Raw genomic sequence first — 23,213 nt, forward strand, 5'->3', positions numbered from 1 at the left:
ACGCCGGTCATGCTGGCGTACTGTTTCAAACCGAGGTTGAGCACACAGCCGATGAGGGATTTATCCGTAATTCTGGAGACCCGTTCATCGTGCGGCTCCTTCGGAGGTCCCTTCTCTTTTGCAGAGTGTAAACCGTTGCGGGATGGGAGAACCATGACTGTTGTTCCAGGATCATCTATTTCAGGCTTTACGAACGCGGCGAAGGGATCGGTAGATTACGGACCTCCCGCGACCGGGACAGCGACCGCATCGTTTCACGCGCACCGCATCAGTGCACATACCGCTGTGATCCACGTTCGTGGCGAGATCGACCTGATGAGCGCCAATGCTTTTCGTGACTTCTTGACGTACCACGTTGCCGCGGACCGGACGCTGGTTGTCGATCTCTCCGAACTCGAATTCATGGGGACGTGCGGCTTGTCCGTGCTGTCGGTCCTGTCGACGCGATCACGCGACGTGGGCGGCACACTCGCGCTCGTCTGCGCCCGCCCGGTTCAGAGGCTACTCAAAGCAGCTGGTCAGGAGTCGATGTTTGCCTGCTACGAGTCGCTGGATCATGCAATCGGACTCGAAGAGACCCGACGTTTCCCGGCTTGATACCGCCCTTTCGCCGATAGTTTCGAGTCACCTACAGTTTCGAGAAATCAGCTTCGTAGAGCCCGTCAGCGTCAGTGCACTTCACTTCGGTGAGTGCCCTTGTGTTGGCGGGCTCTCGGCGGTGCTGTGACGCAGCGGCCGTAGGTTCGGACCACCTCGGTGGCGACGTGATCCCATGAATACGATTCGCACGCTCGGGCCCGACTCTGCCGTGCAAACGCCGCGCCCTCGTCTTCGTCGTCCAGAAGATGCCGGATCGCGCGCGCGGTTTCCACGGGGCTGTTCACCGGCACCCGACGCCCCGTGAGTCCGTCGATCACCGTATCCCGCAGTCCGCCAACAGGAGTCGCGACTACAGGAACTCCGCACGCCATCGCTTCCAGCGCCGCGATTCCGAAAGGTTCGTATCTGGGGGTGCATACGAGGGCGTCGGCCGACCGCATCAGTTTCGGTAGTTGGCGGTGCGGAACGCGTCCCAACAATTGGACTCGATCTGCGACGCCGAGCCGCTCGGCGAGCTTGACCAAGCGGATCGCAACCTCGTCGGTGCTCAGTTGCGCGACGGGTGGCCCGCCGATCACCACCAACTCCGTGTCCGGCAGCGAAGCCAGCGCGGCGACGGCAACATCGAAGCCCTTCTGCTCCACCAGCCTTCCGACGCAGATCAATCGATGCGGCGCGGTCTTCTTCGCGGCGGGTCCCTCCGGGGTGAACGCTTCGGTATCGACGCCCGAGGGCACCATCGTGGTCCGTGATCGTGGTGATCCCTGCCGAACCAGATCGAAGATTTCGTCCGAACTTGTCGCGATGACATGGGTTGCGCCCCTGGCGATCAATGGTTCCAGGTGAGTCCGCTCCGATGGGCTGTCGTCGGCTGCTCCGAGGTGTCGGTGCGCCGCAGATCCCAGGGAATGGAATGTCTGAAGTACGGGGATGCCGAGTGAGCGGGTCGCGAGTTCCGTTGCCACACCAGACATCCAGAAGTGCGAGTGCACCACATCGGGTCGGTCGGTACTCCACTGAGCGCGCAGAATGCTGGCAAAGGTGCCCAGGTGGGGGAGTATTTCGGCGTCCGGGAGAGCGTGTGTCGGGCCGGCTTCGAGATAGTCGACGGAGTACCCGGCGCGGGCGCGAACGCGGTCCGGTCCACCGACGTGTGCCCGCCTGGTGAAGACGGTGACATCGTGTCCGGCGCGAACCAGGGCCGCGGACAGTTCGTCGACGTGCAGGTTCTGTGCACCGGCTGCCGAGCAGCCCACCGGTGCGAGCGGATCGGCGTTCACCGACACCATGGAGATCTTCAGCATTCGTCCGGGAGCCATAGCGGGCGAGTACTTCATCGGGTCCCCTCTCCACTTGATCGGTTCGTCTGGGGATACCCGGAGTCCGTGATCTGAACCGGGTTTCGGCGCGGTCAGCGCTGGGCACATTCCAAACACGATGGCGAGGAGTGAGGTTCGATGACAGAACAAATGCTGGTCGACGCAACCGTCGGACTCGGGTTCGAGCGGTACGTACAACGGGTGGCGGTCGGCGTGGGGGCCGGCATAGAGCAATGGTGTTGCAGGCGCGAGCATCCTCTGGAGGCCTACATCGCGTTGGATCGAACTGTGCCGCGTTTCCCTGGGCGTGAGGTGGCGTTGCTGTGGGAGGAGACGTGCGGTTGGGCCCTGGCCGTGGAGACTCGTTCAGGGGAGGACCTCATCGTTCTCGGATATCTGGGCGAACACGCAGTGCCGACCCCGGACGCCGTCGCCGAATTTGCCGCGACACTGGGCACGCGCAGCCCGCACTGGGTCATGAACAGGCCACTGGCGGATTCGGACGAGACCGCGCGAGAACTACGGAGCTACTCCGGAAGTGCTTACGCCTGAATAGTATTGAGGTCCGATCAGCTCAGTTGACCACATCCAGGATGGGATCGAGAACCGGAGTCGCTGTAGCCTCGACGGCAGGATCGTCCATGAGTTTGAAAACGATGTGACCGCCGAGCGCGCCACCGACACCGACCGCGGTGAGGCCCAGCACCGACAGAACTCGCGCCAGCGCGAGTGAATCCTTGCCGCGCAGCCAGTACGACGCGGCAAAAGACCAGATCCCCACAGCATTCGACGCGGCGTGTACCAGCCCCACACGGCGTGCGACGTCGCCACGTTCGGACCAGTCCAGCCAGCCCGTCAGCAAAGCCGGCGGCGTCGAGACCAGCCCGAGCCCGATCAACCGTCGTGCAGTCTGCGGATCGCCTGACACGTCGAAGATCAGCGAAGCCGTCCATGCGCCCGCGGGAATGGTCACGAGGGCGGGATGGATGGGATGCCCGACGAGGGCGCCGCGCAGAAGTGCGGCGACAGTACGCGATCTGTCGGATCGCTCGGTGATCTCGAGGATTCTGCGTCTGATGCCAGTGGACGGACCGTCCAGTCCGCGCGCCGATTCGATTCCGCGGTAAAGAGTTCCGATGTCCATGCAATTCGGCTACCCGGCGTAGACGTCGGGAAACCTCACGACAGGAGTGTCTTGTCGACCGTCATGCTCCGGCGTACGGTCGAAACGAAAGAGATCCGACCGGAGGAGCGAACGATGAAGCTCAATCTCTTTGCAGCGTGGGCGTCGTATTTCCTGGTGCTGGCCACAGTTGTCTGTCTCGGCAGCTTTCTCGTGGCCGCCGGTTCAGGGCACGGTGGTTGGGCGTTGATTGCCGGGCTCGCCGGCGTCGCGTCCATCGGACTGGCGGTTGCCCTGTACACCAGCACCGTTCATCACGACCACAAAGTGCACCGCGAATCCCCACACCTGTTCTGATCAGGACTGCTTCTGATCAGGACTGTGCCAGTCGCGCTTTCTCCGCCTCGATGTCGAAGTTGGCAGGCGGCCAGTCGAGATCGAGCTTTTCCAGAGCGTCGATCAGTAGCTCCGTGACCGCAATTCGGCTGTACCACTTCCGATCACACGGCACGACGTACCACGGCGCGTGCTCGGTCGACGTCTTGTCGAGCATTGCCTGATACGCCTGTTGATATGCAGGCCACAAACCGCGTTCGGTCACATCACCCGGGTTGTACTTCCAGTACTTGTCCGGGCGGTCGAGACGCTCTTCGAGCCGCTTCTTCTGCTCGTCGAGCGAGACGAACATCGCCACCTTCACGATGGTGCTTCCGGCGTCGACGAGTTCCTTCTCGAACTGGTTGATCTCGTCGTAGCGCGCGCTCCAGACATCCTCAGGGACAAGATCGTGGACACGCACGACCAGGACATCCTCGTAGTGGGAGCGATCGAACACACCGAGATAGCCGCCGCGGGGGAGTTCCTTCTTGATCCGCCAGAGGTAGTGATGTTGCTTTTCCTCTTCGGTCGGGACGCCGAAGGCCGCGTGCTGAACTCCCGAAGGATCCACGTGACCGATCACGTGTCGGACCATGCCACCCTTGCCCGCGGTGTCCATTCCTTGCAGGACCAGCAGGATGGAACGGCTGTCCCCGGACCTGCCGTTGGCGTAGAGCAACTCCTGCAGGTCGGACAGAACCGCGCCGCGCTCCTCGAGTAGACGTTCGCCGTCAGCTTTGTTTCCGGTGAATCCCGGAGTGCTGTTGCGATCGAGTTGATCGAGTTCGAACCCGGGCTCCGCCCGCAGTGTCTTGGCGGCCGGTGTTTCCCACAGCGAGTCTTGTGCCATGCCGAAAGAGTGCCACAGGATCGACCCCTGTGGCTCGAAAGTTCGGTCTCGGGCGAGTCAGTCCTCGGCAGGCTTGACGAGGGGATGCGGAACCGACTTGAACTTGGCCGGTGATCCGTTGACCGCAGCAATGCCGGTGATGCCGCCCCACGTCATCATGGTGAGGTAGTCGATCAGCGATTCTGCGGACATCGACTTGTTGGAGATCCACCAGTGCGTCGCGAGCTGAATTCCGCCGACGATCCCGAACGCCCACGGCAGGGAACCGCCGGAATCCATCTCCATCTCGCGAAGACGATTGCCCAACACCGTGGAGAGCAATTCGGCGATCATGCGCTCGGAATCGGCAACGACGTCGCGGTTGGCTCCGGCGCCGTTGGCCATGACGTAGAGGTAGATGTCGGGGTCGGACGCCACCGTCTCGACGTACGCGGTGATGCTGGCCTGGGTGAGTTCGAAATCGTCGAGATCACCGCTGATCGCTTCGTAGATACGCGGCGACAGGATGGTCTCGACGTACCGCATCATCGTGGCGGTGGTGAGGTCGCTCTTGTCGGCGAAGTACCGGTAGAGCACGGTCTTGGACACACCGATCTCGGACGCGATCTCGTCCATGCCGATCTCACGGCCGCGTGCCCGGATAGCGGCAATGGTGCCGTCGACGAGTTCCTCGCGGCGAGCGATCTTGTGTTCGCGCCACCGACGCTTGCGACCGTCGGATTTCTCGGGCTTCGCATCAGCAACGACTGGGCCGTCTACCTGCTCGTTGTCCTGCACGGCATTCTTGGCCACGAGTCATCTCATATCTGTGGTGCGAGCCACGTCCGATCGGTCTACTTTCTGGTCCAGCTTAATGTCCGTGCCTTTATCTCGGGCACTCACATCCGCAGTTCGGGGGATTAAGTCCTAGCGAATCGGACATCGTGTCGCTCGCGCTACGCCGCGTCACACCTTTCGGCACAATGGCGAGGGTGCAGCAACTGAGCCTCTCCGCCTTCGACGACGCCGCCAAGCGTCGGGACCTTCGCAAGATGAAAGTCTTCGCCACTGGCCTCCTCGGCTTCGCGACGGTGGTCTACATCTTCTGCCGGTGGCAGGAATCCCGCGGCGCCGGAGAGTGGGTCGGGTACGTCCGGGCTGCGTCCGAGGCGGGCATGGTCGGCGCGCTTGCCGACTGGTTTGCCGTCACCGCGCTCTTCCGTCATCCGATGGGGCTTCCCATCCCGCACACTGCCATCATCAAGCGTAAGAAAGACCAGCTCGGAGCCAGTTTGAGCTCGTTCGTCGGTCAGAACTTCCTGGCTCCCGAGGTTGTGTCGGCCAAGGTGCAGCAGGCGCAGATTCCGCTCCGCCTCGGTACGTGGATGGCTGAACCTGCCAATGCCGCTCGCGTCGCCGCCGAGACGTCGACGGTATTGCGCGGGATGGTCGAGGTTCTTCGCGACGAGGACATTGCCCAGATCATCGACAACACGATCGTGAAGCGGCTGGCCGAGCCCATGTGGGGACCGCCGATCGGCCGAGTGCTCGGGGAGTTGCTCAAGGACAACAAGCAACTGCCGATCATCGAATTGCTTGCCGAGCGCGCGCATCAGTGGGCACTCGGCAGCCAGGAGACGATCGACCGTGTGATCGTTCGCGATTCGCCGGCGTGGTCGCCGAAATTCGTCGACGCGATGCTGGGGGAGAAGATCTACAAGGAACTCGTCGAGTTCACCTGGAAGGTCCGTTCCAACCCCGAACACGAGGTACGCCTCGCTGCCAACCGCTTCCTGATCGATTTCGCCGATGATCTGCAGAACGACCCGGAGACCATCAAGAAGGCCGAAGGGATCAAGGCGGAGATCATGGGCCGCGAGGAAGTGACGGGTCTGGCGTCCTCGACGTGGCAGGTCGCCAAGCGCCTCATCATGGAGTCGGTCGACGATCCGAACAGCACCCTGCGGACCAAGGTCGCCGAGAACGTGGCCGGCTTCGGAATCAGGCTGCGAGACGACGAATCCATGCGTGAGAAGGTCGACGGCTGGCTGGTGCAGGGCACCAAGTACATCGCGGAGAACTACACCGACGAGATCACCGGAGTCATCAGCGACACGGTCGAGCGGTGGGATGCCGACGAAGCGAGCCAGAAGATCGAGCTGCAGGTCGGTCGAGATCTTCAGTTCATCCGTATCAACGGCACCGTTGTCGGCTCGATCGCCGGGCTGCTGATCTACACGATTTCGACGCTCATCTTCGGCTGAGCTGTCCGGTATGTGACGTCCACCACGAGTGCTAGCAGTAGTGCTTGCAATAGTTAGCACCCTCTCCTATCCTGGGAAATGTCCACTGGAAAGGGAGGACGCAATGCCAGCGAAGTCGACGAACTCCGATGACGGAGATCGTGAATTATCCGGTGCCGCAGCCGGAGCAAGCGACTTGGCAGCTCGCGTCGTCAGCTCTGCGGCACACGACATCGGGGGGTTCATTCGTGCACAGCGGGAAGCCGCCCAAGTTTCGATGCGCCAACTTGCTCAACTCGCCGGCGTCAGCAATCCGTATCTGAGTCAGATCGAACGCGGATTGCGTAAACCGTCGGCAGACGTACTGGCGCAAATTGCCAAGGGTCTTAGGGTCTCATCAGAAGTCCTGTACGTCCAAGCGGGATATCTCGAACAACGCCCGCACAGTCCCATCAGGGACGCGGTGTTGGCCGAGACGGCCATCAACGAACGGCAGAAGCAAGTACTGCTCGAAATCTACGACTCGTTCTGTCGCGAGAACGAGTCGTCCAGACCAGCCGCAGCGCCCGATTTCGCTGAATCGGCCGCAATTCCAGACACCGAGACTTCACTAGGAGAACAAGATGACTGACAAGAACGCCATCGACAGCGTCAAGACCTCGCTCTACGCCGCTGTCGGCGCAGGCGACCTGGTTGTCCAGGCCGTGGCCGATGTAGTCGCTCAGGTTCGTGAGCGCGCCGAGAACACCCAGGGTGACGTCAACGGCCGTGTCGACGGTGCCCGCGAGAAGCTTGCTTCCGTTCAGGGTGACGTTGCCGAGAGCGTCGAGGCACTGCGCGAGCGTCTCGCCGGCCTGCCGTCCGAGCTGCCCGAAGAGCTCGCCGAGCTGCGAGAGAAGTTCGCACCCGAGGAACTCCGCAAGGTCGCCGAGGCATACCTCAAGGTTGCCGGCGATCTGTACAACTCCCTCGCAGAGCGTGGCGAAGACGCAGTCGAGCGCATCCGCAAGCAGCCCGCAGTCGAAGAGGGCATCGCTGCTGCAGAGTCGGCACTCGGCGACGCCGTCGAGCTGACCGAAGACGCACTCGGAACCGTTGCTCGTCAGACGCGCGCCGTGGGCGAGCAGGCTGCCAAGCTGGCCGGCCGCGCTGCCGGACGCATCTCCGACACCGCAGAAGAGGTCGGCGAGAAGATCGCTGACGCCGGCGAGAAGATCGCCGATGCAGGCGACGAGGCTGCACTGAAGGTCCTCGACCTCGGTGACCAGGCAGACGAGGCTTCCAAGGAAGCTGCCGCTCGCGTGACCGCTGCTGCTTCCGACGTCCAGGAGCGCGCAACCACCGCCGCCAAGAAGGCTGCTCCGGCCAAGGCTGCACCGGCCAAGGCTGCTCCGGCCAAGGCCACCGCGCCGGCTCCGGCCAAGAAGGCTGCTCCGGCCAAGAAGGCCTGATTTTGCCCAGCTCCACCTGACGAAGGCTCCCGCGCTCAGCCGAGTGTGGGAGCCTTCGTGTTCGTCGGGAACCGGATGAGAACTTAGGATGTAGTTGTGACTCAAGTCGATGGGCTAGTCGGTCTGATCTTTCTCGCACTCAAAGTGCTCGCGTTGGTGGGTGCTGTCTACGCGATCGTTCATGCCGTCAGGCAGCGTCCGGACGCCTTTACCGCGGTCAACAAATTGACCAAGCCGATCTGGCTCGGAATTCTGATCGTTGCGGCGTTGATCCTGCTGGCGACATCCCCAGTCGGTCTCCTGGGCATCATCGCGGTTGTTGCAGTGTGTGTATATCTCGTCGACGTTCGACCGCGCGTGGACGACATCCAGCATGGCGGTTCCCGCTGGTAGTGGGCCGCGGTTTCTGCTCATCCGGTGACGCGGTTCCAGGTCACCGTGTGTTGCCCCACTCTTCGCTCCAACGCTGACAACGCGCGTTGTTCGAGTGATAGTGTCGGTTAACGGCAGTCACACATAGATTGCATCCGTCTGTCGTCAGCAGCAGTCAGGGGTAAATGCATGTCCAGTCGTTCGCGAACCACAGAGCTTCGAGTACTGGCAGGCGCCGTCGGAGTGGGAGCACTCGTCGCGGCAGTCGCTGGGATCCGTCATCGGCGATCCACGCGCGGGTTGACTCTTTCGAGCGACGTCGAGCCCAACGCACTCCTGAAGACTCCGACGCTCAAAGCTGATATCAGCGAACTGACCACCGACGACGGTGCGATCATCAATGTCCGGGCTTACGGTCCCGTCGACGGCGATCCGATCGTTCTCAGCCACGGCTGGACGTGCTCAACCGAATTCTGGTACCCGCAGGTCAATGCGCTTGCCGGTGAATATCGCGTCATCACCTACGATCAGCGCGGTCACGGACGCAGCACCGTCGGTAATCTTCCGCTCGGCCCGGACGTCCTCGCCGACGACCTCTCTGCCGTGCTGGCAGCCACGGTTCGCGAGGACAAGAAGGCGGTCATCGTCGGTCACAGCATGGGCGGGATGAGCATCATCGCCTGGGCTGGTCGTCACCCCGACGAGGTCAAGAAGTACGCGTCGGCGGTCATGCTCGCGAGCACCGCGAGTGAAAGGTTGATCGCCGAGACCACGGTCATCCCACTGCCCAATCGCTTTCCTCGGGTGCCGGTCCCCGTGGGCCGCGCCATCCTCAGTTCGCCCGTTCCGTTTGTCTCCTCGGGCGCCATGACGAAGGCGATCCAGTACGTCTCGATGTCACCGAACGCGACCAAGGCCGAGATTCAGTTCTGCGAGAACATCGTTCGTGAGTGCAAGCCGCGTATTCGTGGCGGTTGGGGAGCAGCGCTGAGCACCCTCGACATTCACGAGGGACTCGACAATCTCGAAGTGCCGACCACCGTGCTCGTCGGTTCGCTCGATCGGCTCACTCCGCCGGTCCATGCGCGCAAGCTTGCGCAGGTCCTCGACGACGCCGGCAACCTCGAACGGTTGATCGTGTTGCCGGGCGTCGGTCACATGTCGTCGATCGAGAACATCGACGAGTTCGACAAGGAAATCGTGCGACTGCGCAATCTCTAGCGCAACGCAGCTCTAGCTGAAGACGACCGTCTTGCGCCCGTGGACCAGAACCCGATCCTCGAGGTGCCAGCGCAGTCCGCGTGAGAGCACGAGCTTTTCGATGTCTCGACCCTGGCGGACCATGTCGGCGACATCGTCGGCGTGGTCCACACGGATCACGTCCTGCTCGATGATCGGACCGGCATCGAGTTCGGCGGTCACGTAGTGGCAGGTGGCGCCGATCAACTTCACGCCGCGTGCGAACGCCTGGTGATAGGGGCGGGCACCGATGAACGACGGCAAGAAGCTGTGGTGGATGTTGATCGCGCGGCCGGCCCAGTGCTCGCACAGTGATTCGGGAAGCACCTGCATGAAGCGTGCAAGAACCACGGCGTCGGGGTTGTGGGCGTCGACCAGAGCGCGGACCTTCTCGAAGGACGGTCCCCGTTCGGCCGGGTCCTTGGCGAACGGAACGTGGTGGAAGTCGATCCCGTGGCGCTCGGTGACACTGCGCAGGTCTTCGTGATTTCCGATGACGGCTCTGATCTCTGCCGGAAGTTCTCCGCCCGCGGCGCGGCCCAGGAGGTCATGCAAGCAGTGACCTTCCTTGCTCACGAGCAGCACGATCTTCTTGGGTGCGCCGGAGTCGTGAAGAGTCCACTCGGTTTCCGGACCGATCTCGGCCGCAACAGCTTTGAACCGTTCACGAAGCTCGTCGATGCTCATGCTCACAGACGACGCACGGACCGCCTGACGCGTGAAGAACCATCCGGTGTCGGCATCGGCGTGGTATGCGGCCTCCACGATCCATCCACCGACGTCGGTGAGAAAGGTCGAGATGCGTGCGACGATGCCCGTGGTGTCGGGGCAGCCGAGGGACAGAACATAGCGACGATCGTCGATCGAAGGTGCAGCGGTCATGCGGCCTAGTCTCTCAGGTGCGGCTGCGGCGACGGTCGCGTGGTGGTGTGCCAAGCTTTCCATCATGTCTGAAGCTGCACTCACTCGTTCCCAGGTTGCCGCGATGGTGGACCACACTCTCCTCAAACCCGAAGCCACCGCGGCCGATGTGACCGCCCTGATCGACGAGGCACGCAGCCTCGGTGTGCTGGCCGTCTGCGTCTCGCCGTCGATGTTGCCGATTCGCGCCGACGGACTGGTGACGGCGGCCGTCGTCGGATTCCCGTCGGGGAAGCATCATTCACTGGTCAAGGGTGCCGAGGCGCGACTGGCCGTCGATCAGGGCGCAGCCGAGATCGACATGGTCATCGACGTGGGAGCGGCGGTCGCGGGCGACTACAGCGCTGTGCTCGCGGACATCCTCACCGTCCGTGAGGCGATGGGGGAGAGTGCGATCCTCAAAGTGATCCTCGAAACCGCAGCGCTGTCCGACGAGGCCATCGTCGAATGCTGCCGCGCGGCCGTGCGCGCCGGGGCGAACTTCGTCAAGACCTCCACCGGCTTCCACCCCGCGGGTGGGGCGACAGTCGAGGCCGTCGAACTGATGGCACGGACGGTCGGCCCGGGCGTGGGAGTCAAAGCCAGTGGCGGAATACGTACGACGCAGGCCGCACTCGACATGATTGCGGCCGGCGCCACCCGTCTCGGATTGTCCGGAACCCGAGCAGTATTGGACGGTCTGACCGACTAGGTCAGCAGGCCGCAGCTGTCCGGCACCGCCGAGGCGTTCTGGTTGTTCGCGTCGGCGACGGGCATGGCGTAAGCGCCGCCCTCCAGTGAGATCTGGATTGCGTCGTCGGTGACGGTCAGCTTGGTGGGCTTCATGTCCAGCGGGTACGTCTGCAGGCTGTCGGTGAGTGTCTGGACGATGCCGTCGACCAGGTCTGTCGGCAGACCCAATCCGAGAATCTCGGCGCCGACGGTCTGAACGTCGACCACGCCGTTGGTGACGGTGGGCTTGACCGTGAGCTTGGCGAGCCCGACCGGTCCGACGTCGAACGCGAGTGTTCCGGCGCTCGAGTCGGCGGTGACGCCGGAGACGAGGCCACCGAAGGTCTGCTCCTGCAAGGTGGCGAGAATGCCTGCGGTAGACCAGGTGACGTCGGCGCTGGAGCTGCCGATGGTGCCGCTGTTACCCGCCGAGGGCTGCAAGTTGATGTCGTTCACCTTCGCGTGAACCTGCATCCCCGTTGCGGGGCCGAACGAAGAGTCGTCACTGTCGATGCTGATGTACGGCACCTTCTTGTCGACTGCCTGCAGGAGTACGGGCTTCCAGCTCAACCCGACGTCGACCTGGGATCCCAGTTCGCTCTGGAACTGATCGGCCATGCAGGTCTTCACCTGGTTGCGTACGTACAGTTCTCCACCGACGAGTGCCGCCACGAGCACGGCGATCACCACGAGAAGGATGACGAGCACTCGGTTGCGCGGACGAGGGTTGTTCGCTGCGACAGTCATTCGCCAGATTCTTCCCGACGAGTCTGAACGAACTCTGTGAATACGCACTTCCTCATTCCTGTGATGCGCGACACAGTCGCCCGTAGTCTGTTCGAAACGGCGTTTTCGACGGTCACCGGAGGTGGTCATGGCTTCGGACTACGAATCACTCGAGCTGCTTGCGCTGCGACAGTGTGGATTTGTCACGGCTCTCCAAGCGTCCGAACTGGGTTTCGGTCTGGCGTCGATGGAGGAGATGACGGAATCCGGAACATGGACGTGTGAGTGCCGGGGACTCTTTCGCCTCGAACGCGTCAGACATACTGCCTTGGACGAATTTGCGAAGTGGTGCACGTGGTTCGCCGGTAGCGCCACCGTCTCGCATTACAGCGCCGCAGATCTACATGGCCTTGGGCACCTGCAACCTCGCTTCATTCATCTCTCGACAGCGCACCCACTCGCGGCGCCGACCCGCCAAGTCGCCCTGCACCGACTGCCGCTCGCGGACGACGAGTGCGAACAGATTGGACCCATCCGCATCACCACGCCTTTGCGCACCGTGCACGACCTCGCATCCGGTGGAATTTCTCAAGTTCTGCTCAACGAAGTAGTCGCCGATGCGGTAGCGATAGGTCGACTCGACGCGCACGAGTTGTATCTCTCGTGTGAAAACGCGAGCATCGACGTTGCCGTCCGAGTGGAGTTGGCGCTCGCCGCAAGCCTGTAATCGAGATTGATTTCTATGCTTCTGCGACCTTCTGGCATCACGTTCGAAATCGAATATGACACCAATATCAGAGATTTGAAATGCGCTACTTCGGGGCGAATATTCTCTCTTCAGTGCAGGTGGAGCGATATCTGGACCAGTACTTCGGGACTTTCGACCCATGATCGCTGCAGCTTGGTGATGTCGGCGATGAACTAATTCGGTGAAAAGCGTAGTTACTTTACAGTCAATGGGATAACGTCACGGCATCAAAAGCAGACGGACGCTTGTCCTGGACGGCTGTCTGCTCCCGTGTGCGAGAGGGATGTGGATGTCCGTGAGTGGTGTTCGTCGTGTTGTCGGTGGTTTGAGTGTGTTTGCTGTTTCTGCGGGTTTTGCCGTGGTTGCGGGTGTCGGGGTTGCTGGTGCGGCTCCGGTGACGGCGGAGTTCAATTCCGATGGGTACAAGGTGACTCGGACGATCAGTAACGGCACGCCGTCCGAGGGTGATGTGATCACGTCGAAGACGGTGTTCAAGCGAACTGCTGGAGTTCACAATCTGTATGCGGTGCGCGATTTTCATCCGGCGTGTATGACGTATGTCGATGGTTCGGCGACGGTGAACGGTAGTGCGTTCCGTGTCAACGAGGTGGCTACTGATTCTGTTCGGTTGAGTGCGGGTGCTACGGAGTGGCCGATGTGGGGCGGTGACGTCAAGACGTTCGAATTCCAGTATCGCGTCGGTGCGGATTGTGCTCGTGGTACCAATTTGTCGACGACGGTGCATTTCGACGGGACGGTGTTCGTTGACGACACGACGAATGGTCGTGGTCCGTCGATTAATGTTCAGAAGAACGTCTCGACGACGGCCGTGTCACCGGTCAGTGGCGCTCAGGTGGGGCAGCCGGTGACGTTGAGTGCGACGGTGACCGGTGGTGCCGACGGTGATTCGGTGGAGTTCTTCGACGCAGGTTCCAAGATCGGTGCGGGCGCGCTCGCCAATGGTGTTGCAACACTTGCCTGGACACCGACCACCCGTGGAGATCACTCGATCACAGCGAAGTTCGCCGACACGGCGCGTGCCGTCGGTTCCGCTTCGGCAGCGCTGATCGTGAACGTTTCGCAGGCCGATGCTCAGTCCAGTACGACGCTGGCGCCGATCTCGGGCGCGCAGGTCGGCAAGTCGACCACTCTCAAAGCGACTGTGTCCGCGTCGGGCACCGGTGGAACGGTCACGTTCAAGGTCGGCGGAACGGTGCTCGCTTCGGTGCCGGTGGCAGGAACCGGTGAAGCGACCTACGCCTGGGTTCCGACGGTTGCCGGTGCGCAGAACGTCGAGGCCGTGTTCGCCGGCAGATCCGGCGTCACCGGGTCGAGTACCACCGCGAATGTGACAGTCGCCGAACAGCCCGCCGGAACAACAAGCTCCACAACAGATCTCAGCGTAGTAGCGGGGCAGGTCGGCGTTGCACAGACGATCTCCGCTCAGATCAGTCCTGCAAATGCCGGTGGCACAGTCACCTTCAAGGACGGTGAGACCGTCATCGGCACGGCTACGGTCGATTCATCCGGGAAGGCCAGCCTTTCGTGGAAGCCCGCAACTCAGGGTCAGCGAATTGTCGCGGCGGAGTACTCGGGCGCCGGCACGGTGACGGCATCCTCCGATCAGGTCTCCGTCCAGATCGCCGCACCGGTCGACGGTGAAGAACCAGGCAACGGCACCGGTTCGCTCGGCAGCCTCGGCAACATCTTCGGCTCCTAGCAATCAATACCCGGTGATGCCCCGCCCGCTTCAGGTGGTGGGGCATCACCCATATCCCTCACTTCTCGAGAAGGAAAATCTATGTCTGTAGGTTCTGCACGTCGTGCAGTTGCAGGTTTGAGTGTGTTTGCTGTTGCTGCGGGTTTCGCGGCGGTTACGGGTCTCGGGGTTGCGGGAGCTGCGCCGGAGACACCGGGTTCGTTGACGTGGAATGCGAACAACTACGAATACACGCGGACGATCAGCAATGTGACTCCGTCCGAGGGCGAGACGATCACCGTGAAGACTGTGTTCAAGCGGAAGAACATCGTCGTGGATTACCTGTATGCGATCAAGGATGTTCATCCGACATGTCTGACGTACGTCGAGGGTTCGGCGAAGGTGAATGGTTCGACGCGGAGTGTCGAGTCCAAGGGTGCTGATTTTGTTCGTGTGAAGGGGTCACTGACAGAGTGGCCGCTGTACAACAACGACTCGAAGACTTTCGAGTTCAAGTACACGGTGGGCGCGGATTGTGCGCGTGAGGTGCCGTTGGATACTTCGGTGCATTACAACGCGTCAGTGACGAGTTCCGATTTCCAGAACAAGGGCCCGGCGGTGACGGTGTCGAAGAACATTTCGACGACGACGCTGTCACCGGCCAGTGGCGTGAAGTTGGGACAACCTGTTCCGCTGAGTGCGACGGTGACCGGTGGTGCCGACGGTGATTCGGTGGAGTTCTTCGACGGTGCCACCAAGATCGGTGCAGGCGCGCTCGCCAATGGTGTTGCAACACTTGCCTGGACACCGGCTGACGTCCGAACCCACAGCGTGACGGCCAAGTACCTCGGAAATGCAAAGGTGGCGACCTCCACGTCGTCAGCTGTCGACGTCGTCGTGTCCGAAGCGGACAAGAGCACTGCAACCGCGATCACCGGCCCCGCAAGTGCAGTTGCAGGTGAGTCCGTGACCGTCGAGGCTACGGTGTCGCCTACTCCGGCGGGTGGCACGGTGCAGTTCAAAGACGGTGCAACCGACCTCGGCGGCGCCGTTACCGTCGATGCCAACGGCAAGGCGTCGCTGACGAATTCCTATGCAGAAGGCGCGCATTCGATCGTGGCGGTGTACTCCGGTTCCGGTGTCTACCAGACTTCGACGTCGGCGCCCCATGCGCTGACAGTCGCTCCGGTGGTGGTCGAGGAGAACACAACGACCACCCTCGTCGGCCCGTCGACGGCGTCGACCGGTGAGGCATTGTCGTTCACTGCCTCTGTCTCGACCGGTGTTGCAGGTGGCACCGTGCAGTTCAAGGAAGGTGGCAGGGATCTGGGCCCCTCGGTTCCAGTGGACGCCACGGGTAAGGCGACAACCATGCCGACCTTCACCGTGGCGGGCGAGTACAGCATCACCGCAGTATTCTCGGGTTCGGGCAACTACCTGGGTTCGACGTCCAACACCCAGACTGTGAACGTCAAGGCGCCGGCTCCCACCGACCAGCAGACCGAGACGGTCTTGACCGTTCCGGCGGATGCGAAAACCGGTACGGCAGTGGGTCTCTCCGTGGCGGTCACTCCGTCGCCGGTGGGTGGCACGGTGCAGTTCAAGGACGGCTCGGGCAATCTCGGCTCGGCGGTGCCGGTCGTCGACGGCAAAGCGTCGATCATGCACGAGTTCGCGAGCGTTGGCACTCACGACATCACGGCGGTGTACTCGGGTGCAGCAGGATTCCTCACCTCTACCTCGGCCGCGCAAACGGTTTCGGTCACAGCCCCGGCTGCGGAGGATCAGGAAACGTCCATTACCGTGAGCGCTCCGACGTCAGCGGTCAAGGGTGCGAAGGTCGACCTTGTTGCGGCAGTTGTTCCTACGCTCAGTGCGGGAACGGTCCAGTTCATGGACGGAACCACCCCGATCGGCGGACCGGTTGCGGTGGTGAACGGCAAGGCCACGCTCTCGCATACCTTCACCGAACTCGGTGATCGCCGAATCACCGCGGTGTTCAGCGGAACTGACGGCTATCTCGGTTCCGAGACCCAGGCCGCAGTCACCGTCAAGGTCACGGCAGAGTCCGACGGCGGCGATCCCGGCAACGGCGGCAGTTCGACAGGTTCGCTGGGAAGCCTGGAAAACATCTTCGGGTCCTAGCCCGACGCCTGCACACGGACGCCTCGCCGCGGAGACAACCTCTGCGGCGAGGCGTTTCCCGTCTGCGAGTTCAGGGGTTCGGCGCTACGACATGCCATGGCACCGTCAGGATGCAGTCGCGAAGACGTCGTCGCGCGGGTTGCACGGGAATTCCTTGCGCCCGAAGAATTTCCAATGCGGCAGCCCAGCGATGCCGAGGTCCGAACGAGGCGTGTGGCGCAGCGGTGGCCCAGGCTCGATCGGCCGCGCTGAGCAGCGCGTGGATCGGCTCACCTGGAACGTTGCGGTGAATGAGAGCCTTCGGGAGACGTTCCGCGATGTCGGAAGGACGCTCGATGTCGAAGGGGTCCCAGGCCAGTGTCAGGGTCAATGGACGATCGGCGTCGAGAAGCACCCAGGCGCAACGCCTTCCGAGCTCGTCGCAGGTTCCGTCGAGTAGCAGTCCGCCGGGGGCGAGGCCGGACTGAATGTGCGCCCACGCAGAGTCCACGGCGTCTTCCGGATACTGCCGGAGGACGTTGAAGGCGCGTACGAAAACGGGTGTGAGACCGGCCAGTTCGAATCCGCCACGGGCGAAGCTGACACCGTCACGACTCTCGACCACGCGGGCGGGGTCGATCTCGAGCCCGATGACGCGTCGATCCCGCCGGACAGCGGTGAGGCGGCTTGCCATCTCGAAGGTGGTGTCCGGCCTCGCCCCGTACCCGAGGTCGACGATCAACGGATCGGCCGCGTTGTTCAGGGCGTGCGCGATAGTGCGGTTGTGGACGATCCACCGGTCACTTCGTCGCAGTCTGTTGATCCCCGTCGTGCCACGGGTGATGACCCCCTCGATCTTCGGGGGTGGAGCCTTCTTCACGTCGGCTTCAGCGTGCGGCGAGCCAGGTCGCGGTGACCTGGGCTTCGGTGCGGAACAGATCGACGAGGTTGATGAGCATGAGCTGTTCCAACTTCGCGCCGATGAACGGTATGAAGACCTTCGCCTCGGACGTGGTTCGCAGCGTGGACCCGGTCTCGGTCGCGAACAACTCCATGGTGCCGGACAGATTCCCCGGCCCGGCCGGGATGGACGCTTCGTACGTTCCGGTCACGGTGTCGCCGAAGGCGCCGTACGACTCCTTGCGCGTGATGACCAGATCCTTCTTCATCACCGTCTGAGCAATGTCCGGCAAATCGGTGCGCGGGAGAATGTGGTGCAGCACGAGATCGATTCCGGAATCGGTGACCTCGAAATGTTCCACATGGTTCTCGGAATGCTTGCGCATCTCCTCGACGCGGGCCTCCCAGTACGAGCGGTCCGCCAGTGCCGCGTAGACCTGCTCGGGGGAGTGCTGATAGCGGGCGGAGTAGTCGATGCGGCGAGCCATGATCGGAAAGAATACCTGTTACGCGCTGTGACAAGCCAAATTGGCCGTATCCACAACTATCGCCGCCCGCAGGATTTTACTTAGCGATCCACTCCCGGGTGAAGTCCTGTTCGGCCTGGATGAGCCGGACAACCTCGTCGACGATCGCGCTTTCGATCTTCCCGCCGAGGAACGGGATCTTGACCTCGACCTCACCCTCGATTTCGAGAGTGGCGGAGTTCTCGTCACCAGTCAGGACCTGCGTGCCCTCGATACGGGCGGGAACACCGTCGACGTGGGCGGAGAAGGTGCCAGTGGCCTTGCCGTCCTTGAAAGGAGCCATCGTCTCACTGCGCTTGATGACGATGTCGCCGTTGACGACCTTCGACACCATGCTCGGGAGATGCTCGGCAGCAATGATCTGCGACATCGTGACCGCGACGGTCTCGTCGCGAACGGTCAGCTCTTCGATCGCCGCGCCGGGACCACCGACAGCGACGATTCGGTCGCGCCAGTACTGCTCGGAGGTCACCGCCTCATGGACCTTCTCGGCGGGGACTGTGTACTTCGACGAATGCTCGATGCGACGGCTCACGATTGTGGAGGCTACCGTTTATCGATGTGTGGGACGTAACCATTGGCAGACGCGTCGTGGAATCAGGCGCTTTCGTGTCCGAGAACGTTGACTTGTCGGGATTGACGACGCTCCGAATCGGAGGACCGGCGCGGCTGCTCGCCGAATGCCCGACGACGCAGTCGTTGATCGACGTCGTGACGCTGCTCGATCGCGAGCAGATCCCGACGCTGATTCTCGCCGGCGGATCGAATCTCGTGATCTCGGACGCGGGATTCGACGGAGTTGTCGTTCGTGTGGCCAACACCACCGTGAGCCTCGACACGGACCGCGTCATTGCCGAAGCGGGCGCAGTGTGGGACGAAGTAGTCGGCCAATCCGTCGCCGCGGAACTGGGCGGCCTCGAATGCCTGTCCGGGATTCCGGGCTCGACCGGTGCGACGCCGGTGCAGAACGTCGGCGCGTACGGCGTCGAGGTGGGCTCGCGGCTCCGGCAGGTTCAATTGCTCGACCGACGCAGCGGCGAAGTGTCGTGGGTCGAACCGTCGAAACTCGAGTTGGGCTACCGGTCGAGCGTTCTCAAGCATTCCGATGCAGCAGTGGTTCTCGCCGTCGAATTCGATGCGTCGACCGACGGATTGAGCGCCCCGCTCGCGTACCGCGAACTGTTCACCGCACTCGGGGCCGAGGAAGGCGAGCGGTTGCCTGCGTCGCAGGTCCGCGAGGCGGTTCTGGGATTGCGGACCGGCAAGGCGATGGTGCTCGATCCGTACGACCACGACACTTGGAGCGCGGGTTCCTTCTTCACCAACCCCGTGGTGCCGGACGACAAGCTGCCCGCTGTGCTCGGAGCAATAACCGAACAGCTCGGAGACGTCACCGTGCCGCAGTTCCCGGGCAGTGGTGGAACCAAGCTCTCGGCCGGATGGTTGATCGAACGGGCCGGATTCTCCAAGGGGTATCCCGGTGAAGATGCACCGGCCAGGCTGTCGACGAAACACACCTTGGCGTTGACCAACAGAGGGTCGGCAACGAGCGCGGATGTGGTCTCGCTCGCGCGGACGGTTCGCGACGGCGTCGAAGCCGCGTTCGGTGTCCACCTGGAACCGGAACCGGTAACTGTGGGCGTCACCATCTGATTCCTGACGGAGCCCGCAGGTAGCCTGTTGAAGTGCATGAGCTGGGTGGTCGGAGAAGTCGTTCGCGTCTTGTTGCGTTGGTAGCTGTATTGCTCGCCGTGATGGTGGCCGCTGTCGGCTGCACGATCGGTGGCAAGGACGGACAAGGCGGTGCGGCGGCCGCCGAACCAGCACCTGTTGCGACCGTGGTGTCGACGCCGGCACCCGGTACCAAAGACGTCAGCCCGGTCGCGCCCGTCTCGGTCGCGGTGACCCAGGGAACACTGGCCGACGTCAATCTCAGCAACGCGGCCGGTAAGGCCGTCGCCGGACAACTCTCGCCTGACAAGACAACGTTCACCGTCAGTGAGGCACTCGGCTACGGCACCACGTATTCGTGGTCGGGCTCGGCTACCGGAACCGACGGCAAATCTGTGCCAGTGCAGGGGAGCTTTACGACGGTCGCCCCGGAGTCGACCACCGGCGCCACCCTCAATATCGCCGACGGCCAGGAAGTTGGTATCGCGGCACCGATCACGTTGCAGTTCGACAACTCCGTCGTCGACAAGGCGGCCGTCGAGAAGGCGCTTGTCGTGACCACCGTGCCACCCACCGCCGGATCGTGGGCATGGCTGCCCGACGACAACGGCGGATCACGGGCCCATTGGCGACCGGCCGATTACTGGGTGCCGGGCACAACTGTCCATCTGGACGCCAAGCTCTACGGCTTGAACTACGGCGGTGGCGCGTACGGCGACCAGGATCTCACGCTCGACTTCACGATCGGTCGTAGCCAGATCGTGAAGGCGAACGCGCCAAGCCACCGCATGCAGGTGGTGCGAGACGGTCAGACGATCATGGACATTCCCGTCAGCTACGGCGAGGGAAACGAACCTCGAAACGTCACGCGCAGTGGCATTCACATGGTGACGGAGAAGTACGAAGACTTCATGATGTCCAATCCGCCGTTCTACGAGAACGTGCGTGAGCGTTGGGCGGTGCGCATCTCCAACAACGGCGAATTCATCCACGCCAATCCCGAAACCACCGGGGTACAGGGCTCGTCGAACGTCACGAACGGTTGCATCAACCTGTCGACATCCGACGCGCAGCAATACTTCGGAACCGCCCTCTACGGTGACCCCGTCGAGGTGACCGGCACGTCGATCGACCTGTCGCCTGCGGACGGCGACATCTACGACTGGGCGATCGATTTGCCGACCTGGAAGTCGATGTCTGCACTGGCGTAAGTCTCTACTGCTGTGAACCGAGAAATCCGTCGACGAGCGGAACCATCCGGGCGTTGCTTGCGTCAATACAGGTAAGCGCTGTCGGCTCGGGGGAGTCCGACGGGGATTTCGACGTCAGGGGGCAGCGGTGGGCATTCCATTTCTGGAAGATGTGCTTGGCAGGATCTCCGAAGCGACGCATGCCGTCCCGTCCGGCGTGGCGGCGTTGCCAGTTGTCGGCGCTCCCATCGCGAGCGCAGTCGCTACATCTGCTCTGGTGCAATCCGTAACCGACGACCGCGGCGCGTTCGACGACGAGATGGCTGTTGCGACCGCCGACGCCGATGCAGAGCGCGCACGAGCGTGGGGTGAGCGCGATGCCCTCACCGCCCAGACGTCATCGCTCGAGTACAGCGAACATGCAATCGTGGACGACGATCCTTTCGATGCGATGTCGTACTCCGAAATCTTCGACCACGTCAACGAGATGAATCCGGCAACCCTGAGTGCAATCGGTGAGGCCTGGAAGGCCATTGCCGGCCGGGTGGAATCTGGCATCGGGAAGTTCCAGAACGATGTGAACGGTGCAATCACCGAAGGCTGGCAGGGGCGCGGCGGCTCGGCTGCGTTGGAAGCAGTGCTGGCCTACTCGGCTGATGCGGGTGAGCTGAAGGTGCGGGTCGATCTGATCTCGAACAAGATCGAGGAGGCGAAGATCGCACTCGACGAGGCCAAACGCTCGATTCCGGCACCCGACGGCGCCTCGACGGTCGAGAGGTTTCTCAGCCTGGTTCCCGGGGCTACGTGGAAGCAGGCCCAATACGAAGCGGAAGAAGCCGAACGTCAAGCGCGCCAGGTGATGAAGGACGTGTATCTGCCGTACATGAAGCGTGCGGACGACCAGGTGCCGATCCTCCCGGCCGCTTTCAATCCGGTCACCGGCAGTGGCGGGGCTGGAAGTGGCGGCGCATTCGGTGGTGGTGGTTCCGGCGGAGGAATGGCCTCGGGAACGGGGAACGGGCTCGGAGCGCCATCGGCGTCGGGTGGCGGAGTTGGCGGAGGAGTGGACGGTGGAAACTCCGGCGGTGCAAATCCGGCCGGGGACGGTTCCGGTCAGAACCCTTCCAGCAGCAGTTCCGGAAATGGTGACAACCGTAGTGGTGTTGACGCCCAAGGGAATTCCGGTGCCGACGCCGCCCGGTCCGCAAACGATTCCGGCCCGGCCGGGACCACCGCGGCACATGCCGGTCCACTGTCCGCCGGTGCAGCGCCGGATGGCCTTGCCCGTGCAACTCCGAATGGTGCTCAGCTCGGTTCCGGCGTGCCGTCAGGCCTGGTGGGTAGCGGTTCGGGTGGAGGTTCTGCCGGTGGAATCGGTACCGGCGGCTTCGGGCCAGGTGGAGCCCTCGGACCTGGAGGCCCTGGCGGCGGCGGTGGCCTCGCCGGTGGCGGACGTGGGGGAGTCAACGGAACTGGCGGTACTTCGGCGACGGGCGCGCAGAGTGGTCGGGGAGCGATGGGTGGCGTCGGCGGCATGGCACCGGGACGAGGGCAAGGGCAAGACGAAGACAACGTTCACGACACCCCCGGCTACCTCGTCACCGTCGAGAACGGCAACGCCCTGATCGGCGACCTACCCATGGTCTCCCCGGCGGTACTGGGCGAATGACCACCATGCAGTGGCAGTTCACCGGCCTCGAATTCCAGATTCTCTGGGAAGCGGTCGGACGTGACCGACTCCCGTACCCGCTGCGGTTTCGTCCGGCGGCCGACGCCATGAACGAGCTGACAGCGGAGCGACGTCGAGCGGGAGCGCACCTGTCTGCCGTGCTCGACGATCGGCTGCATCACGTTCTCGGTGCTCTTGCGAATCCTGATGCTCGTGTGGAGGTTTCCGGTTTTCACGGGCAGAAGATGAGTACGGTGACGCGATTGCACGGTGTTGTTGCCGGCGACCTGGGTGTGCTCCTGACTCAACTGCCCGGCAGGACTGTCGACTGTGGCTCCGACGTGGTTTTCACCGTCGCACGCCCATCGGCAATTCCACGGATGCTCGTCGATCACCTGCCGACCTGCCCCGCTGGATCGGAGCGTGGCCTGAACATCGAAAGGCCGAAAACTGCGGGGAGGCAGAGCTTTCTGAGCAGCGCAGCCGGTGCGCGCGGGAGCGAGGAAGTGAGCAGATTCTTCGGCCGAGAGCGGACCTCGATCGGTGAAGTCACCGCATACCCGGGAGGAGCCGTCGACAGCAGGCCGACAGACGACGGAATAACATTCCACTGGTACGACTATGCCGGCGACGGTCGGTACATCATCACCGCGGGTGAAACCGTGAGTGCCCGCGGCGCTTCCGCGGAAGTGACGGAGGCCGAGATTGCACGCAATCTCGACTCCGTCCTCCGTCAGTCGATTCGCCCGAGGCTCTAGCTGTTCGGTGCGATT

At 62.7% G+C, this 23,213-nt stretch carries 25 protein-coding genes; 16 read left to right on the plus strand and 9 right to left on the minus strand.

The window, feature by feature from the left end; genetic code table 11:
• The first annotated feature begins 153 nt into the window (after window positions 1-153).
• A complete protein-coding gene (locus RA302_RS07920; RefSeq protein ID WP_020968900.1) occupies window positions 154-597 on the plus strand; it encodes an STAS domain-containing protein in 444 nt (147 codons plus the stop codon).
• Between the two features lie 71 nt (window positions 598-668).
• Here RA302_RS07920 and RA302_RS07925 read toward each other — a convergent pair whose 3' ends face one another.
• Window positions 669-1,937 (minus strand): glycosyltransferase, encoded by a 1,269-nt coding sequence (locus RA302_RS07925; protein WP_338480082.1) that lies wholly within the window; start codon window positions 1,935-1,937, stop codon window positions 669-671.
• Between the two features lie 120 nt (window positions 1,938-2,057).
• Here RA302_RS07925 and RA302_RS07930 point away from each other — a divergent pair, with 120 nt between their 5' ends.
• On the plus strand, window positions 2,058-2,471 hold the full coding sequence (locus tag RA302_RS07930; protein WP_283569194.1) for a DUF6292 family protein: 414 nt from the start codon (window positions 2,058-2,060) through the stop codon (window positions 2,469-2,471).
• Between the two features lie 22 nt (window positions 2,472-2,493).
• Here RA302_RS07930 and RA302_RS07935 read toward each other — a convergent pair whose 3' ends face one another.
• Window positions 2,494-3,063, minus strand: a complete 570-nt coding sequence (locus tag RA302_RS07935) for a DUF2231 domain-containing protein (RefSeq protein ID WP_029254819.1) — start codon at window positions 3,061-3,063, stop codon at window positions 2,494-2,496.
• A 114-nt stretch (window positions 3,064-3,177) separates the two neighbouring features.
• On the opposite strand from RA302_RS07935, the gene RA302_RS07940 reads away from it, so the two are divergent.
• Window positions 3,178-3,399: a hypothetical protein gene (locus RA302_RS07940; protein WP_020968904.1), complete on the plus strand. Its 222-nt coding sequence runs from the start codon at window positions 3,178-3,180 to the stop codon at window positions 3,397-3,399.
• Between the two features lie 16 nt (window positions 3,400-3,415).
• Here the strand turns inward: RA302_RS07940 and RA302_RS07945 are convergent, their stop codons facing one another.
• Window positions 3,416-4,270, minus strand: a complete 855-nt coding sequence (locus RA302_RS07945) for a polyphosphate kinase 2 family protein (protein WP_338480087.1) — start codon at window positions 4,268-4,270, stop codon at window positions 3,416-3,418.
• Between the two features lie 57 nt (window positions 4,271-4,327).
• Window positions 4,328-5,047 carry a TetR/AcrR family transcriptional regulator gene (locus RA302_RS07950; RefSeq protein WP_020906745.1) on the minus strand — a complete coding sequence of 240 codons (720 nt, stop codon included), beginning with the start codon at window positions 5,045-5,047 and terminating at the stop codon, window positions 4,328-4,330.
• 185 nt (window positions 5,048-5,232) lie between these two features.
• Here RA302_RS07950 and RA302_RS07955 point away from each other — a divergent pair, with 185 nt between their 5' ends.
• From RA302_RS07955 to RA302_RS07975, 5 genes are all read left to right on the plus strand, one after another.
• Window positions 5,233-6,513 (plus strand): DUF445 domain-containing protein, encoded by a 1,281-nt coding sequence (locus RA302_RS07955; RefSeq protein WP_046378191.1) that lies wholly within the window; start codon window positions 5,233-5,235, stop codon window positions 6,511-6,513.
• 103 nt (window positions 6,514-6,616) lie between these two features.
• Entirely contained in the window at window positions 6,617-7,123 is a 507-nt protein-coding gene (locus tag RA302_RS07960) for a helix-turn-helix transcriptional regulator (RefSeq protein WP_019744418.1), read from the plus strand.
• Window positions 7,116-7,943: a heparin-binding hemagglutinin gene (locus RA302_RS07965; RefSeq protein ID WP_019744417.1), complete on the plus strand. Its 828-nt coding sequence runs from the start codon at window positions 7,116-7,118 to the stop codon at window positions 7,941-7,943. Before RA302_RS07960 ends, RA302_RS07965 begins: the two co-directional genes overlap by 8 nt.
• Window positions 7,944-8,039: 96 nt before the next feature.
• The gene (locus RA302_RS07970) at window positions 8,040-8,336 is read left to right on the plus strand and encodes a DUF2516 family protein (RefSeq protein WP_003941505.1); all 297 of its coding nucleotides are present in this window, start codon (window positions 8,040-8,042) and stop codon (window positions 8,334-8,336) included.
• A gap of 168 nt (window positions 8,337-8,504) precedes the next feature.
• On the plus strand, window positions 8,505-9,536 hold the full coding sequence (locus RA302_RS07975) for an alpha/beta hydrolase (RefSeq protein ID WP_021333908.1): 1,032 nt from the start codon (window positions 8,505-8,507) through the stop codon (window positions 9,534-9,536).
• A 12-nt stretch (window positions 9,537-9,548) separates the two neighbouring features.
• Here RA302_RS07975 and purU read toward each other — a convergent pair whose 3' ends face one another.
• Window positions 9,549-10,436 carry a formyltetrahydrofolate deformylase gene (gene purU / locus RA302_RS07980; RefSeq protein WP_338480091.1) on the minus strand — a complete coding sequence of 296 codons (888 nt, stop codon included), beginning with the start codon at window positions 10,434-10,436 and terminating at the stop codon, window positions 9,549-9,551.
• A gap of 64 nt (window positions 10,437-10,500) precedes the next feature.
• Between purU and deoC the strand changes: the two genes are divergently transcribed.
• Window positions 10,501-11,166 (plus strand): deoxyribose-phosphate aldolase, encoded by a 666-nt coding sequence (deoC, locus tag RA302_RS07985; protein WP_024488037.1) that lies wholly within the window; start codon window positions 10,501-10,503, stop codon window positions 11,164-11,166.
• Here the strand turns inward: deoC and RA302_RS07990 are convergent.
• Window positions 11,163-11,933: a DUF2993 domain-containing protein gene (locus RA302_RS07990; protein WP_029254824.1), complete on the minus strand. Its 771-nt coding sequence runs from the start codon at window positions 11,931-11,933 to the stop codon at window positions 11,163-11,165. The genes deoC and RA302_RS07990 overlap by 4 nt on opposite strands.
• Window positions 11,934-12,060: 127 nt before the next feature.
• Between RA302_RS07990 and RA302_RS07995 the strand changes: the two genes are divergently transcribed.
• The 3 genes from RA302_RS07995 to RA302_RS08005 all read left to right on the plus strand — a co-directional run bounded on the left by RA302_RS07995 (window position 12,061) and on the right by RA302_RS08005 (window position 16,504).
• On the plus strand, window positions 12,061-12,639 hold the full coding sequence (locus RA302_RS07995) for a hypothetical protein (RefSeq protein ID WP_020906750.1): 579 nt from the start codon (window positions 12,061-12,063) through the stop codon (window positions 12,637-12,639).
• A gap of 310 nt (window positions 12,640-12,949) precedes the next feature.
• Complete coding sequence (locus RA302_RS08000; protein ID WP_037125968.1) at window positions 12,950-14,380, plus strand: Ig-like domain-containing protein; 1,431 nt, start codon at window positions 12,950-12,952, stop codon at window positions 14,378-14,380.
• Window positions 14,381-14,461: 81 nt separating this feature from the next.
• Window positions 14,462-16,504, plus strand: coding sequence for an Ig-like domain-containing protein (locus RA302_RS08005; protein WP_338480094.1), 2,043 nt, complete (start codon window positions 14,462-14,464; stop codon window positions 16,502-16,504).
• A 70-nt stretch (window positions 16,505-16,574) separates the two neighbouring features.
• Here RA302_RS08005 and RA302_RS08010 read toward each other — a convergent pair whose 3' ends face one another.
• The 3 genes from RA302_RS08010 to RA302_RS08020 all read right to left on the minus strand — a co-directional run bounded on the left by RA302_RS08010 (window position 16,575) and on the right by RA302_RS08020 (window position 18,445).
• Window positions 16,575-17,363, minus strand: a complete 789-nt coding sequence (locus RA302_RS08010; protein ID WP_020968914.1) for a hypothetical protein — start codon at window positions 17,361-17,363, stop codon at window positions 16,575-16,577.
• Window positions 17,364-17,370: 7 nt separating this feature from the next.
• A complete protein-coding gene (locus RA302_RS08015) occupies window positions 17,371-17,871 on the minus strand; it encodes a DUF2505 domain-containing protein (protein WP_003941898.1) in 501 nt (166 codons plus the stop codon).
• Between the two features lie 76 nt (window positions 17,872-17,947).
• Window positions 17,948-18,445, minus strand: coding sequence for a DUF2505 domain-containing protein (locus RA302_RS08020; protein ID WP_019744408.1), 498 nt, complete (start codon window positions 18,443-18,445; stop codon window positions 17,948-17,950).
• Between the two features lie 74 nt (window positions 18,446-18,519).
• Between RA302_RS08020 and RA302_RS08025 the strand changes: the two genes are divergently transcribed.
• The 4 genes from RA302_RS08025 to RA302_RS08040 all read left to right on the plus strand — a co-directional run bounded on the left by RA302_RS08025 (window position 18,520) and on the right by RA302_RS08040 (window position 23,198).
• On the plus strand, window positions 18,520-19,563 hold the full coding sequence (locus tag RA302_RS08025; RefSeq protein WP_338480098.1) for a UDP-N-acetylmuramate dehydrogenase: 1,044 nt from the start codon (window positions 18,520-18,522) through the stop codon (window positions 19,561-19,563).
• 32 nt (window positions 19,564-19,595) lie between these two features.
• Window positions 19,596-20,792: an Ig-like domain-containing protein gene (locus RA302_RS08030; RefSeq protein ID WP_338480100.1), complete on the plus strand. Its 1,197-nt coding sequence runs from the start codon at window positions 19,596-19,598 to the stop codon at window positions 20,790-20,792.
• A 127-nt stretch (window positions 20,793-20,919) separates the two neighbouring features.
• Entirely contained in the window at window positions 20,920-22,440 is a 1,521-nt protein-coding gene (locus RA302_RS08035) for a hypothetical protein (protein ID WP_338480102.1), read from the plus strand.
• The gene (locus RA302_RS08040) at window positions 22,437-23,198 is read left to right on the plus strand and encodes an ESX secretion-associated protein EspG (protein ID WP_338480104.1); all 762 of its coding nucleotides are present in this window, start codon (window positions 22,437-22,439) and stop codon (window positions 23,196-23,198) included. The genes RA302_RS08035 and RA302_RS08040 overlap by 4 nt, the downstream gene beginning before the upstream one ends.
• The last annotated feature ends 15 nt before the right edge of the window (window positions 23,199-23,213 follow it).

This window comes from Rhodococcus sp. DN22 (genome assembly GCF_036669995.1).
GTDB classification, from domain to species: Bacteria; Actinomycetota; Actinomycetes; order Mycobacteriales; family Mycobacteriaceae; genus Rhodococcus_F; species Rhodococcus_F erythropolis.

Coding starts and splice junctions, on each gene's coding strand:
- RA302_RS07920 (WP_020968900.1), top strand. CDS start 154: ATGACTGTTGTTCCAGGATCATCTATTTCAGGCTTTACGAACGCGGCG.
- RA302_RS07925 (WP_338480082.1), bottom strand. CDS start 1,937: ATGAAGTACTCGCCCGCTATGGCTCCCGGACGAATGCTGAAGATCTCC.
- RA302_RS07930 (WP_283569194.1), top strand. CDS start 2,058: ATGACAGAACAAATGCTGGTCGACGCAACCGTCGGACTCGGGTTCGAG.
- RA302_RS07935 (WP_029254819.1), bottom strand. CDS start 3,063: ATGGACATCGGAACTCTTTACCGCGGAATCGAATCGGCGCGCGGACTG.
- RA302_RS07940 (WP_020968904.1), top strand. CDS start 3,178: ATGAAGCTCAATCTCTTTGCAGCGTGGGCGTCGTATTTCCTGGTGCTG.
- RA302_RS07945 (WP_338480087.1), bottom strand. CDS start 4,270: ATGGCACAAGACTCGCTGTGGGAAACACCGGCCGCCAAGACACTGCGG.
- RA302_RS07955 (WP_046378191.1), top strand. CDS start 5,233: ATGGCGAGGGTGCAGCAACTGAGCCTCTCCGCCTTCGACGACGCCGCC.
- RA302_RS07960 (WP_019744418.1), top strand. CDS start 6,617: ATGCCAGCGAAGTCGACGAACTCCGATGACGGAGATCGTGAATTATCC.
- RA302_RS07965 (WP_019744417.1), top strand. CDS start 7,116: ATGACTGACAAGAACGCCATCGACAGCGTCAAGACCTCGCTCTACGCC.
- RA302_RS07975 (WP_021333908.1), top strand. CDS start 8,505: ATGTCCAGTCGTTCGCGAACCACAGAGCTTCGAGTACTGGCAGGCGCC.
- purU (WP_338480091.1), bottom strand. CDS start 10,436: ATGACCGCTGCACCTTCGATCGACGATCGTCGCTATGTTCTGTCCCTC.
- deoC (WP_024488037.1), top strand. CDS start 10,501: ATGTCTGAAGCTGCACTCACTCGTTCCCAGGTTGCCGCGATGGTGGAC.
- RA302_RS07990 (WP_029254824.1), bottom strand. CDS start 11,933: ATGACTGTCGCAGCGAACAACCCTCGTCCGCGCAACCGAGTGCTCGTC.
- RA302_RS07995 (WP_020906750.1), top strand. CDS start 12,061: ATGGCTTCGGACTACGAATCACTCGAGCTGCTTGCGCTGCGACAGTGT.
- RA302_RS08000 (WP_037125968.1), top strand. CDS start 12,950: ATGTCCGTGAGTGGTGTTCGTCGTGTTGTCGGTGGTTTGAGTGTGTTT.
- RA302_RS08005 (WP_338480094.1), top strand. CDS start 14,462: ATGTCTGTAGGTTCTGCACGTCGTGCAGTTGCAGGTTTGAGTGTGTTT.
- RA302_RS08015 (WP_003941898.1), bottom strand. CDS start 17,871: ATGGCTCGCCGCATCGACTACTCCGCCCGCTATCAGCACTCCCCCGAG.
- RA302_RS08040 (WP_338480104.1), top strand. CDS start 22,437: ATGACCACCATGCAGTGGCAGTTCACCGGCCTCGAATTCCAGATTCTC.